A 12,060-nucleotide genomic window follows, 5' to 3' on the forward strand; every position below is an offset into this window, starting at 1 on the left:
GCGGATGGGGCAAGGTCGGTGGACGCCTACGGTCGGCTGGTGCTGCGTAGCGGGACGGCTCGGCGCCCCCGCAGGGTGGGGCACGGCCCGGGCACCTGGATCGGCACGGCCGCCGGGACGGCCCGACCAGCGTGAAACGGCACCGCGGCCCATATCGAACCGACCGCATGCGTGCGCCGAACCGAGCCGAGCCCGCACGCGCAGCCCAACGAGCGCGTACGGGCGGGCGACCATGCGACCCAACAACCGCGTACGCATCGGCGACCGTACCGGTAGCAGGACGGGCGTGCGCATCGGCGACCGTGCCGGTCGCAGGGCGTGCGCCAGGAGATCGCACCTGATCAGGTGATCTCCAGCATGCGCTCCCGCACCGCGTAGACCACCGCTTCCATCCGTGAGTGCAACTGCAGCTTGTCGAGGATGTTGCGGACGTGGTTCTTCACCGTGTTCTCCGAGATGAACAACTGCTTGGCGATCTCGCGGTTGTTCATCCCCTTGGCGACCAGGCGCAGGACCTCCATCTCGCGGTCGGTCAGCCGGGGCACGGGGAGTTGCGGCGGGCGTTCGGCCTCCTTGCGGCTCATGTTCGCGAACTCGCTGATGAGCTTGGCGGCCATCGCCGGGTTGATTAACGACTGGCCCTCGTGGACGCCGCGCACCGCGGCCGGGACGTCGTTGATCTGGACGTCCTTGAGCAGGTAGCCGGTGGCTCCCGCCTTGATCGCCTCGAAGAGGTCTTCCTCCTCGTCGCTGACCGTCAGCATGATGATCCGGGTGCTCGGCACGGAGGCCTTGATGCCCTTCGTCGCCTCGATCCCGTCCTGCCGCGGCATGCGTACGTCCATGAGCGCGACATCAGGCATGAGGCGATCGGCCAGTTCGACCGCCTCCTGCCCATCGCTCGCCTCACCTACCACCTCGATGTCGGGCTCAGCTGCCAGCGCCAGCGCCAGACTCCGCCTGATCAGCTCGTGATCGTCCACGATGAGCACGCGGATCGGCTCGCTCTCCGCCGTGCGGACCTCACCAGGCTCGGTCACGAGGCCTCCTTGGTCCGCCTCGCGACTGCCGTTCGCTCGTTTCGCTCGCTCGTCCGAACCTGACTGAGCTCGCTCACGTCTCCTCCTCGTCGGGGGGCCAGAGCCGTTGAACCGCAATGATGGCACGGAACTGCGGTTCCGGGTGGTCGAGAAGATCTTTTAGCGCGCGATCAGGGCTCTACGAGCCGCAACACGCCGTAGTTGTACCCGCGTCTGTTGTAGACGACGCACGGCTGGCCGCTCTCCTTGTCACGGAACAGGTAGAAGTCGTGTCCGACCAGCTCCATTTCGAGAAGGGCCTGATCGATGGTCATAGGTTCAGCCCGGTGGAACTTCTCCCGCACGATGAGCGGCCCGTCACCGTCCATCTCGATCGGGACGATGTCGTCGTATTGCTGGTCGCTCCGCTGGAGCTCGTCCTCGTCGGGCTCGTCCTGCCGGGGGACGGTGGACTCCGTCCGGGGCGCCAGGTCCGCGACGTCAGGGAGCGTCGCGGTGATCTCCGCCACCGACGGCGGGCAGTGGTTACCGTGGTGAACCTTGCGCCGGTCGGCCAGTCGCCTGAGGCGGCCTTCCAGCTTGTCGAGGGCTATGTCGAGGGCTACGAATCGGTCGTCGGCCGAGGCTTCGGCGCGGATGGCCGGTCCTCGTGAGTGAATGGTGAGTTCGACGCGCTCTCGCTGAGCGGCGAGGCGTGGGTTGCGTTCTTTCGACACCTCCACATCGACGCGAATGAGTTTGTTGTCCAGACGTTCGATCCTGGCCAGCTTGGTCGTCACTTGGTCTCGGAACCGTTCACTCACTCCTGTGTGCCGGCCCTTGACGATGATGTCCATGCAACAGCCCCCTTCGTCTAACGACTGAGCAAGAGCGCCCGACTACCTGCGTATCGGGCGGGGTCTTCTGTCTGCCTTTCTCTCACCGTTACCCTCTTCCGACTCGGCGTTACCGGGAACTCACATGGCACCCGCCCGGCCGACCTGGTCTTCGACCCCACATCCGCCTGCTGAGGGTTTCGCAGCTCTGTTGCCACTACTGCCCTTCTCTTCTGACGGGGGACATCTGGACCCCCGGGAAGGCAGGACTTACCCCTAAGCCGCACCGTGATCGGTCGACAAAGAGTCGCCTTACGTGGACCGTTTTGCCTGCGGCTGGCATCGGCTAGCAGAGCCGGGGACCCCGACCCTGCGCAACCACGGACCCGAACGGGTGCCATGTCAGAACGCTATCCGCATCCAGGGCGAATGTCAGCCGGAGGGTGTGCCAAAGGATCACTTTCCGTGATTTTGGAGCGCGCCTCAACGTCGGTTAGGTGCCTGGTTTAACCCGCCGGCGGGCCGTTCGAGAGCGAAGCTCAGCATTCGCTGAGCTGCCGGGCCACCCTTCCCAGGGGAGTGACATGTGGCCTCCAGGTGAGGATGCCGATTTGGATCATTCTTTACGCACTGTCACCGTAATGTCTTGTGAGATCTTCGGCGTGTCGCGGCCACGGTCACGGCCAGCGAGACCGGCACCCCCGCGGCGCGCAGTGCCCTGGCGGCCTCGACCAGGGTGGCGCCGGTCGTGACGATGTCGTCCAGGAGCAGCGCACGGGCCACTGGAGGCCCTTTTACGGCCTCCGGCACCCAGAGTGACCCCACGAGGTTGGCGCCTCTCTCAGCGGAGCTCAGGCCCGCCTGATCCACCACCCGCCGCGCCTGGGCCAGCCCCGTCCACACGATCGCCTGCATCCCGGCCACCCGCAGCATGCGCGCCACCAGCACCGCCAGCCGCCCCACCGGATCGTGCCCCCTCGCCCGCAGCGTCCGCCGCGCGCTGGGCACGGGCACGACGGCGAACGCCCCGTCCGCCCGGAAGGCCCCGCCCCCGACCGCCGCCAGGACGGTGAACGCCATGGCCTGCGCCAGCACCCCCGCCAGCGCCACCGCGCCCCGCTCCTTGTACGCCACCACCGCCCTGCGCACGACGCCGTCGTAGACAGCCGCCGACCAGCAGTCGGGCAGCCCGGGTGGCGCCGGCTCAGGCAGGCGCCGGGCCGGGGCGGCGGTCAGCGCGGCCAGGCAGCCGGCGCAACAGCGCGCCCCGCGGGCTCCGCAGCCGGCGCAGGCGGAGGGAAGGACCAGATCCAGAACGGAGCTCAGCACGCGCCCCAGGATGCCCGGCCCCACCGACAGTTCTGGGGCGCACGAACGCCCACCCACCCACCTGTGCGCTGGAACGTCGGCGAGCCCTGTGTGCCGGAAGGTTCGGGAGAACGGAAGGGCAGCCGCCGGCCGGGGAAAGGCGGGAAGCGGCCCAAGGCCGGAGGCTGCGCCGAGGGGTGTGTTGTCAGCCGAGGGGGAAGAGGGGGGCGCCGCCGTCGGACTCGATCTTGGCGGTCCAGGTCTTCTGGTCCTGGTTGAGCTCGACGACCTTGGCCCCGTCATCCGTGGCCGCCAGCACCCGATCCCCCTGCGCCGCCAGCGACCCCAGCGCCTCCTTCAACGGCACCCCCACGGTCTCCCCGTCACCCACGTTGACCTGGTTGAGTATCTGTCCGGCCTTGTTCTCGATCAGCACCAGCAGGTGATCGGCATCCTCCCACGCCAGGTCCAGGATCTTCTCCCCGATCTCGGTCGTGGTCAGCATGTGGAAGTTCCCGGGCTGGGTCCCGCCGGCGCCCTCGATGAAGGCGCCGATCTGCACGGTGTTCTTCCCGGTCGTCACCGCCACCCGCACCCCGTCCCTGGCGATCCTGAATCGCGTGACGTCCAACCCCTTCAGCGGGAACGTCACCCGCTGGGCCCCGCCCCCGCCGGCCGGGTCGTACCGCAACAGGGCGGCGTTCTGGCGGTCGTATGTCCATAGGGACCCGTCCCGATGCCAGGTGGGCGCCGTCAGGTCCGCCCCCCGGATGACCTCCTGCCACCGACCTTCCTGCGTCAGCCCGGCCACGGAGATGCCGGTCGAGGTCCTGGCGGCGATGAGGCCGTCGCCCTCCCTGGACAGGGCGAAGCCCGAGTATCCCTCGCGCGGCTCCCCGGCGGGTCCCTGCACGGTGCCGGCCGGACCGTCCTTGCCCAGGTAGTGGACCGCGCCCCGGTTGACGTAGTAGGCGGTGTCGCTGCTGTCGTCCAGCCAGCGCTCGTCGGAGTTGGGCTGGTCCAGCCCGTACACCTCGCCGTCCACCTGCACCTCGATGGTGCGGCCCTTGGCGACCTCGTTCCTGTTGAGGCTGTATCTGATCTGGGCCAGCAGGGACTCGTCCCTGACCGGGTCGAGGCCGCCGGAGAGGTTGACCACGACGCGGTCATCGCCGTGCGTGATCGACTTGACCTGGGTCCCGGGCGGGAAGCTGGTGGTCACCGCGCCGCCCTGCAGCGCCGAGGTGGGCGGTTCGATCAGGCGCTCGAGGATGGTCTGCGCGAAGCTCTCCGTGGGCTTCAGCCGCAGCCACACGCGGTCCGCGACGAGCCGGGGGTCCTGAGGGTTGCGGCTGAGGTAATAGAGGTTCGTGGCCCGGTACGCGCGCGCCACGTCGGACGCCGTGAGCAGCAGCCCGCGGGGCAGGTCGTTGACGCGGTAGTTGTCCTCCGCGTCCTTCACCAGCTCGAAGGCGCCTCCGTCCCAGTCACCGATCGTGGGCACGTAGGAGTCGTCCTCGTTGATCTTGGCCACCCAGCGGGCCTTGAGCGAGACCTTCAGCACCGCGTCCGAGCCGTCGCGCGGGCCGGGCGGCAGGACCTCGAACCCGTCCTCGATCACGTTCACGGGACCGGAGGGGTCCCACTTGGCCAGGGCGTTGGGGGTCAGGTAAGAGGGCAGGATCTTCGGGTCGTCCGGGTAGGCCGCCATGGCGGCCTGCAGGCCCCGGATGAGCTGGGCGGGACTCCAGCCCTTCTGCGGCCTGATGGCGATCATGCGCTGGAACGGCTTGCTCAGCGGATCGCCGCCGCCCGCGTCCGCGACGGAGTGCGGGCCGGTCACGGGGATCACCGCGCAGCCGGTGCTCCCGACGGCCACGACGACCGTCACAGCCACGACGACGCCCAGCCATCTGGTCCTCGTCACCACGGCCCCGGCACCCAGCGATCCGGTCCGCGTCATCGCGACCCGCGTGCCCAGCCGCCTAGTCGTCGTCATGGTCCGCTCCGTCCCCGGTCGCCGGCAGCAGCACCGGCGTCATCGCCCCGCGCCAGGTGCGCCGCATCTCGATCTCGGGCGGCACCAGCGACAGCGGCGAGCCTCTCAGGTCCGACCCGGCGAGCCTGGGGAGCGTCAGCCTGAACTGCGACCCCTCGCCCGGCTGTCCCCACGCCTGCAGCCAGCCGCCGTGCAGGGTGGCGTCCTCGCGCGAGATCGCCAGCCCGAGCCCGGTGCCGCCGATGGTCCTGGCCCGCGACGGGTCGGCCCGCCAGAACCGGTCGAACACCATCGTGTCCTCGCCGGTCTTCAGGCCGATGCCATGATCGCGTACGGCGATGGCCACGGCGTCCCTGTCGGCCCCCACGGTGACCACGATGTCCCGGCCCTCGCCGTGCTCGATGGCGTTGAACAGCAGGTTGCGCAGGATCCGCTCCACCCTGCGGTTGTCGATCTCGGCCATGCACGGCTCGGCCGGCAGCCGCAGCTCGAAGCGGGTGCCGTGCCGCTCGGCCAGCGCCTCGGAGTCCTCGATCGCGCGCAGCACCACCTTGGTCACGTCGACCGAGTCGAGGTCGAGGGTGGCGGCGCCGGCGTCGTAGCGGCTGATCTCCAGCAGGTCGGCCAGCATCGACTCGAACCGTTCGAGCTGGGCCTGCATGAGCTCGGCCGAGCGGGCGGCCATCGGGTCGAAGTCCTCGCGGGCGTCGTAGAGCAGGTCGGCGGCCATCCGCACGGTCGTCAGCGGGGTGCGCAACTCGTGCGAGACGTCGGAGACGAACTGCCGCTGGACCTGCGACAGCTCCTCCAGCTGGTGGATCTTCAGCGCCAGGTTCGCGGCCATCTCGTTGAACGAGTTCGCCAGCCGGGCCAGGTCGTCCTCGCCGCGCACCTTGAGCCGTTCGTCCAGGTTGCCGGAGGCCAGGCGTTCGGCGGCCTGGCGCGCCAGCCGTACGGGAGAGACGACCTGGCGGGTGACCAGGTAGGCGATGGCGGCCAGCAGCAATACGAGCCCGAGGCCGACCACGACGATGGCCAGCCGGACGTTGGACAGGAGCTGCTCTTCCTCGTCGAACGGGAAGAAGTGGTAGACCTCGTAGTTCTGGCCGGTGGAGGGCACGTGGACGACGCTGCCCACCAGGTAGGTCAGCTCCGGCTGGCTGGCCCCGGTGAACTTGATCTTCTCGACGGACCCGACGGGCTTGTCGTACTCGAATCTGTCGATGTTGCGCCGCAGGCTCAACTGGAGGCCCAGCGGCACGTCGGCGGGCACCACGCTGCCGGAGGCGCGCGACTCTCCCGGGGTCGTCCGGTTGAGGATCAGCACGTCGTAGCGCTTCTTGGAGCCGTCCTCGCTGGTGCCCGTGACGGTGTCCATGACGTCGTCGAGCGGTTTGGAGCCCTTTTTACCGCTGTCGGCGGGTTTGGTCTGGTCCTCGGTCTCGGGGGCCAGCGCGTCGGCGATCTGCAGCCGGTCGGCGAACGCCTCGGTGGCGGCCGACTCCTGGCTGCTCGCCACGACCGACCGGTTGATCTGGTCGGACAGGAACGTGCCCAGCACGACCACCACGATCACGGAGATCACCAGCGTGCTGGTGACGACCTGGAGTTGCAGCGAGCGCCGCCACACACTGCGTGCCCTGCCCGCCGCGCGACGCACCCGCCGGCGAACGCCGCCGAGAATTCGGCGGAGTGTCCGTCGGCGAGATCTCTTCTTCTTCGTCGGGGGCATGACAGGGCAGGGCGAGGGTCAGGCTGGGCCGGCTTTGTAACCCACCCCGCGGACCGTCACCACGATCTCGGGGTGCTCGGGGTCTTTCTCGATCTTGGCTCTGAGCCGCTGGACGTGCACGTTGACCAGCCGCGTGTCGGCCGCGTGCCGGTAGCCCCACACCTGCTCCAGCAGGACCTCGCGGGTGAACACCTGGCGCGGCTTGCGGGCCAGCGCGACCAGCAGGTCGAACTCGAGGGGCGTGAGGTTGATCGTCTCCTCACCCCGCTTGACCGAGTGGCCGGCCACGTCGATGGTGATGTCGCCGATCTGGAGGATCTCGGGGGTCGGCTCGTCGGTACGGCGCAGCCGCGCCCGCACCCGCGCCACCAGTTCCTTCGGCTTGAACGGCTTGACGATGTAGTCGTCGGCACCGGACTCCAGCCCGAGGACGACGTCGATCGTGTCACTCTTCGCCGTGAGCATGACGATCGGCACCCCGGACTCGGCCCTGATCCTGCGTGCGACGTCGATGCCGTCCGCCCCCGGCAGCATCAGATCGAGCAGCACCAGGTCCGGGCGCGTGTCCCGGAAGGCGTCGAGGGCCTTGTCACCGTCGGAGACGAACGACGGCTCGAAGCCCTCCCCGCGCAACACGATCCCCAGCATCTCGGCGAGAGCGGCGTCGTCGTCGACGACCAGCACGCGACCTTTCATGGCCCCTCATTCGTTCTACGCATTGTGGGACATACCCGCACGATCGCTGAAGGTTACCCTTGGTCGGCCCATGAACGTGACATGAGCCCAACAAAAGGCGAATTTTAGGGTCCCCCCTGCGACCGCCATCTCAGTCTGCGGTAACAGAGTGACTTTCGGCCATCCCTGGACGCGAACCTCGTCCAGATTCGCCCGGGAATGCGGGCAAGATGAGGTGGCGAATCCTCTCTGTGACACCACGCCCCCGCGCCGCATGCCAGGATTGGGATATGTCAGACGGTCACGGTCCCCTGCCCGAGACGCCATCAGGCTGGTCGGCCGAGCAGCCCCCGCCCTACAGCGCCCCGCCGGCCTCCCCGTGGACCGCACCAGGCTCCTCGCCCCAGACGCCCTACGGCGAGCCGTACGGGCAGGCTCCCGGGCACCAGTTCCACGGGCCGGGGCCGCAAACACCCTATCCGCCCCATCCGCATCCCCAGGCCGGGCACGGCTTCGTGCCGCCCCCGCCGGCGCTGCGGCCGGGGATCATCCCGCTGCGCCCGCTGGGGTTCGGTGACATCCTCGACGGCACGATCAAGCTGATCCGGTCCAACCCGAAGGCCGTGCTGGGGCTGTCGGCCGTGGCCGCGCTCCTCGCCGCCGTGCCGCTGGCCGTGGGCCAGGCGGTCCTGCTCGACACCATGGGCGGCGTGATCGCCGATCCCACCAGCGCGCCCACCGCCTCCGACGACCTCACCACCCTGTACGGCTTCGCCTCGCAATACGGCGGCACCCTGATCTCCTACGCGGTGCAGTTCGTCGTGGTGACGATGCTGACCGGAGTGCTGACCCGCATCCTCGGCCGGGCGGTCTTCGGCGGCACCCTCAGCTCCGGCGAGGCCTGGCGGCTCGTCAAGGGCCGGATCCCCGCGTTGTTCGGGGTGGTGGGGCTCATGGCGGTCATCATGGTGGTGCCCCTGATCGTCTTCGTGATGCTCATCGTGGTGTTCTCGCTCAACGCCACCCGCGGCGACCTGGTCTGGATAGCCGGGTTGTCCATCCTGTTCCTCGGGCTTTACCTGCCCTTTTACCTGTTCATCAGGGCCCGCTTCGCGTTCGCGCCCTCGGCGGTGGTGCTGGAGGGCCGGGGCCCGCTCGACGCCATGCGGCGCTCGTGGGACCTGGTGACCGGCGACTTCTGGCGGGTGCTCGGCATCCTGTTCGTCACGTCCCTGCTGGTAGGGCTCGTGTCGGGGGTGCTGTCGGTGCCGTTCACGGTGGCGGGCACGCTGGTGGGCGCGTTCGGGGCGGGCTCGGCGGGCTCCATCGTCGCCGCGACGCTGCTGATCACCATCGGCGCCACCCTCGGCGCGATGTTCACCTACCCGTTCGAGGCCGGCGTCTCCGGCCTGCTCTACGCCGACCGCCGCATGCGCAGCGAGGCCTTCGACCTGGTGCTGCAGACGGCGGCCATCGAGCAGCAACGCCAGGGCTGGGTGCACGCCTCGGCCGACGAGTTGTGGCATCCGTCCAACTCGGCCAGGCCGTGACCGGCCCTGTCGAGAGGGAGGAGGCCGCGCGCCAGGCGGCGCAGGAGCTCCTCAAGCCCATTTACGACAAGGAGCCGCTCTTCGACCAGATCTATCGGCGGGTGACGCAGTTCCTGGGCGACCTGGTCGACACGGCCACGGGTGGCGGCACGGCCGGCGGGGTGATCGCGGCCGTGGTGATCGTACTGATCATCCTTGGGCTGGTCCTGCTGATCTCCTGGCAGCTCCGCAGGACCGCCCGCAAGAGAGGGCTCCCGACCGGCGGGCTGTTCGGGGAGCGGGCGATGAGCGCGGCCGAGCACCGCGCGGCCGCCGCCCGGCTGGCCGCCGAGTCCCGCTGGACCGAGGCCATCCAGGAACGCCTCCGGGCCATCGCCCGTGACCTGGAAGAACGCGCCCTGGTCGACGGCATGCCCGGCCGCACGGCCGACGAGCTGACCCGCGAGGCGGCCGTGGCGCTGCCCGGCTTCACGGCGGAGCTGGCTGCCGCGGCGCGCTCGTTCGACGACGTGACGTACGGCGGCACGCCCGGCACCAGGCAGGCATACGAGACGATGACCAGCCTGGACGAGCGGCTCCGCCAGGCCAGACCGGTCCCGCTCGGAGCGGCGACCCCACCGGGCGCCTGGATGCCGGTCGGAGCGAGCGCGGGGCTGTCAGGCGGAGCGAGCGCGGGGCTGCCGCCCGGGGCCGGGGCGTGGCCGGGCGCGGACCCGCGACGGCCGCCGGTGGACGGAGGGGCGTCATGAGCCTGGTCACGCCTCCCTCCGCTCCCCCCGCCTCCCGGCCGACCTCCCCCACCGTCCGCTCGACCTGGCGGGCGTGGCGGATGGTCGCCCTGATCGGCGTGGTCACCGTGCTGGTCTCGGTCATCGCACTCCTGGTCCGCCCCGGCGGCGGGCCGTCCCGGCCGCTCGACCCCGACGACACCACGCTGGCCGGCTCCAAGGCGCTGGCCGAGCTGCTGCGCGCCCGTGGCGTCACGGTGGACCGGGTCGACTCCGTGCAGGCCGCCGCGGACAAGGCCAGCACCGGCCACCGGCTGCTGCTGATCACCGACACCACGTACTTCAACGAGTTCCGCCTGTCCACGATCCCCGGTGACCGGCTCATCGTCGGCAACGTCTTCGGCCTGAGGGCGCTGGCCCCCGGCCTGCGGCGGGTGCCCGAGCCGGCGCGCACCCGCTTGCGCGACCCGGAGTGCGGGCTGCCCGCCGCCACGGCGGCCGGCAGCGCGTACATGGGCGGCATGGCCTTCCGCGGCCCGCCCGGCGCCACCGGCTGCTACCCGGCAGGCGACGGGCACACGCTGATCAGCTTCCCCAACGCGGGCGGCACCACCACGGTCGTCGGCGACGGAAGCTTCCTGACCAACCAGCGGCTGGCCGAGGACGGCAACGCGGCGCTGGCGATCAACCTGATCGGCACCGGCAGGCCCGTGACCTGGCTGGTGCGCCCGGACAACCCACCGCAGGGCGAGTCGGCGCTCGGGGAGAGCCGCCGCTCGATGTACGACCTGATGCCCGCGGGCATCGCCTGGGCGCTCTACATGTCGGTGATCGCCCTGGTCCTCACCGCGTTCTGGCGGGGCCGCAGGCTGGGGCCGGTGGTGACGGAGAAGCTGCCCGTCGTCGTACGGGCGGCCGAGACGGTCGAGGGGCGCGGCCGCCTCTACCGGGCCCGGCGCGCCAGGCAGCGGGCGGCCGACTCGCTGCGCGCGGGCACGATCGACCGGCTCACGCCCCGGCTCGGACTCGGCTCCGGCGCGGGGGCGCACGAGGTCGTCGCGGCGCTCGCCGCCCGTACGGGCCAGGACCCGCAGCAGGTCGGCGCGGCCCTGTACGGGGCGCCGCCGGTGGACGACGCCGGGCTGGTCGGGCTGGCCGGATACTTGGACTTCATCGAAAGGCAGGTCAGTGAACTCTGAGGAGATTTACCGCACGGCCGTTTCTGGCGACTCGGCCAGAGAGGCGCTCGGCGCGCTGCGCACCGAGGTGGCCAAGGCCGTGGTGGGCCAGGACGCGGTGGTGACGGGGCTGGTCATCGCGCTGCTGTGCCGGGGGCACGTACTGCTCGAAGGCGTGCCGGGCGTGGCCAAGACGCTGATGGTACGCACGCTGTCGGCGGCGCTGACCCTGGACTTCAAGCGGGTGCAGTTCACCCCGGATCTGATGCCTGGTGACGTGACGGGGTCGCTGATCTACGACGCAAAGACCGCGGAGTTCGAGTTTCGCGAAGGGCCGGTCTTCACGAACCTGCTGCTGGCCGACGAGATCAACCGTACCCCGCCGAAGACCCAGGCCGCGCTGCTGGAGGCGATGGAGGAGCGGCAGGTCAGCGTGGAGGGTGCCGCCCGCCGGCTGCCCGAGCCGTTCGTGGTGTGCGCCACTCAGAACCCCGTCGAATACGAGGGCACCTACCAGCTCCCCGAGGCCCAGCTCGACCGGTTCCTGCTCAAGCTGACCGTGCCGCTGCCGCCGCGTGACCAGGAGATCGCGGTGCTCGACCGGCACTCCCGCGGCTTCGACCCGCGCGACCTGTCGGAGATCAAGGCGGTCGCCTCCGCCGACGACCTGGCGGCGGGCCGGGAGGCGGTCGCCCAGGTGCACGTGGCGCCCGAGGTGCTCGGCTACATCGTGGACGTGGCCCGCGCCACCAGGAACTCCCCGTCGCTGCAGCTCGGCGTCTCGCCCCGGGGCGCCACGGCGCTGCTGGCGGCCGCGCGGGCATGGGCGTGGCTGTCCGGGCGGCACTACGTCACGCCTGATGACGTGAAGGCGCTGGCCAGGCCCGCGCTGCGGCACCGCATCCAGCTCAGGCCCGAGGCGGAGCTGGAGGGTGCGACCGCCGACGGCCTGCTCGACGGCATCCTGGCCTCCGTCCCGGTCCCGCGCTGATGGCTCTGACAGGGGACACCGGGATCGTGGTGACGGTTATGACC

At 70.3% G+C, this 12,060-nt stretch carries 10 protein-coding genes; 4 read left to right on the forward strand and 6 right to left on the reverse strand.

Annotation, left to right across the window (positions count from 1 at the left end; translation table 11 throughout):
• Positions 1-341: 341 nt before the first annotated feature.
• The 6 genes from BLS95_RS07335 to mtrA all read right to left on the reverse strand — a co-directional run bounded on the left by BLS95_RS07335 (position 342) and on the right by mtrA (position 7,590).
• Positions 342-1,040, reverse strand: coding sequence for a response regulator (locus BLS95_RS07335; protein WP_090930120.1), 699 nt, complete (start codon positions 1,038-1,040; stop codon positions 342-344).
• Positions 1,041-1,210: 170 nt separating this feature from the next.
• Complete coding sequence (gene hpf, locus BLS95_RS07340; protein ID WP_090930121.1) at positions 1,211-1,876, reverse strand: ribosome hibernation-promoting factor, HPF/YfiA family; 666 nt, start codon at positions 1,874-1,876, stop codon at positions 1,211-1,213.
• Between the two features lie 612 nt (positions 1,877-2,488).
• Positions 2,489-3,184 carry a ComF family protein gene (locus tag BLS95_RS07345; RefSeq protein ID WP_090930483.1) on the reverse strand — a complete coding sequence of 232 codons (696 nt, stop codon included), beginning with the start codon at positions 3,182-3,184 and terminating at the stop codon, positions 2,489-2,491.
• Between the two features lie 184 nt (positions 3,185-3,368).
• The gene (locus BLS95_RS07350) at positions 3,369-5,162 is read right to left on the reverse strand and encodes an LpqB family beta-propeller domain-containing protein (RefSeq protein ID WP_090930122.1); all 1,794 of its coding nucleotides are present in this window, start codon (positions 5,160-5,162) and stop codon (positions 3,369-3,371) included.
• Positions 5,149-6,894, reverse strand: coding sequence for an MtrAB system histidine kinase MtrB (gene mtrB, locus BLS95_RS07355; RefSeq protein WP_090930123.1), 1,746 nt, complete (start codon positions 6,892-6,894; stop codon positions 5,149-5,151). Before mtrB ends, BLS95_RS07350 begins: the two co-directional genes overlap by 14 nt.
• Positions 6,895-6,912: 18 nt before the next feature.
• A complete protein-coding gene (gene mtrA, locus BLS95_RS07360) occupies positions 6,913-7,590 on the reverse strand; it encodes an MtrAB system response regulator MtrA (protein WP_043620615.1) in 678 nt (225 codons plus the stop codon).
• A gap of 269 nt (positions 7,591-7,859) precedes the next feature.
• Between mtrA and BLS95_RS07365 the strand changes: the two genes are divergently transcribed.
• Genes BLS95_RS07365 through BLS95_RS07380 form a run of 4 tightly spaced genes read left to right on the forward strand, consistent with a single transcriptional unit; the run spans position 7,860 to position 12,016 of the window.
• Positions 7,860-9,119 (forward strand): DUF7847 domain-containing protein, encoded by a 1,260-nt coding sequence (locus tag BLS95_RS07365; protein ID WP_143043616.1) that lies wholly within the window; start codon positions 7,860-7,862, stop codon positions 9,117-9,119.
• On the forward strand, positions 9,089-9,868 hold the full coding sequence (locus tag BLS95_RS07370) for a DUF4129 domain-containing protein (RefSeq protein ID WP_245764899.1): 780 nt from the start codon (positions 9,089-9,091) through the stop codon (positions 9,866-9,868). The genes BLS95_RS07365 and BLS95_RS07370 overlap by 31 nt, the downstream gene beginning before the upstream one ends.
• On the forward strand, positions 9,865-11,046 hold the full coding sequence (locus BLS95_RS07375; protein ID WP_090930485.1) for a DUF4350 domain-containing protein: 1,182 nt from the start codon (positions 9,865-9,867) through the stop codon (positions 11,044-11,046). The genes BLS95_RS07370 and BLS95_RS07375 overlap by 4 nt, the downstream gene beginning before the upstream one ends.
• The gene (locus BLS95_RS07380; protein WP_090930124.1) at positions 11,036-12,016 is read left to right on the forward strand and encodes an AAA family ATPase; all 981 of its coding nucleotides are present in this window, start codon (positions 11,036-11,038) and stop codon (positions 12,014-12,016) included. The genes BLS95_RS07375 and BLS95_RS07380 overlap by 11 nt, the downstream gene beginning before the upstream one ends.
• The last annotated feature ends 44 nt before the right edge of the window (positions 12,017-12,060 follow it).

The organism is Nonomuraea jiangxiensis (assembly GCF_900099965.1).
Classification (GTDB): Bacteria; Actinomycetota; Actinomycetes; order Streptosporangiales; family Streptosporangiaceae; genus Nonomuraea; species Nonomuraea jiangxiensis.

What these genes read in the sequence shown, in the direction of transcription:
- BLS95_RS07375 (WP_090930485.1), top strand. Translation starts at nt 9,865, where the DNA reads ATGAGCCTGGTCACGCCTCCCTCCGCTCCCCCCGCCTCCCGGCCGACC.
- mtrA (WP_043620615.1), bottom strand. Translation starts at nt 7,590, where the DNA reads ATGAAAGGTCGCGTGCTGGTCGTCGACGACGACGCCGCTCTCGCCGAG.
- BLS95_RS07365 (WP_143043616.1), top strand. Translation starts at nt 7,860, where the DNA reads ATGTCAGACGGTCACGGTCCCCTGCCCGAGACGCCATCAGGCTGGTCG.
- BLS95_RS07350 (WP_090930122.1), bottom strand. Translation starts at nt 5,162, where the DNA reads ATGACGACGACTAGGCGGCTGGGCACGCGGGTCGCGATGACGCGGACC.
- mtrB (WP_090930123.1), bottom strand. Translation starts at nt 6,894, where the DNA reads ATGCCCCCGACGAAGAAGAAGAGATCTCGCCGACGGACACTCCGCCGA.
- hpf (WP_090930121.1), bottom strand. Translation starts at nt 1,876, where the DNA reads ATGGACATCATCGTCAAGGGCCGGCACACAGGAGTGAGTGAACGGTTC.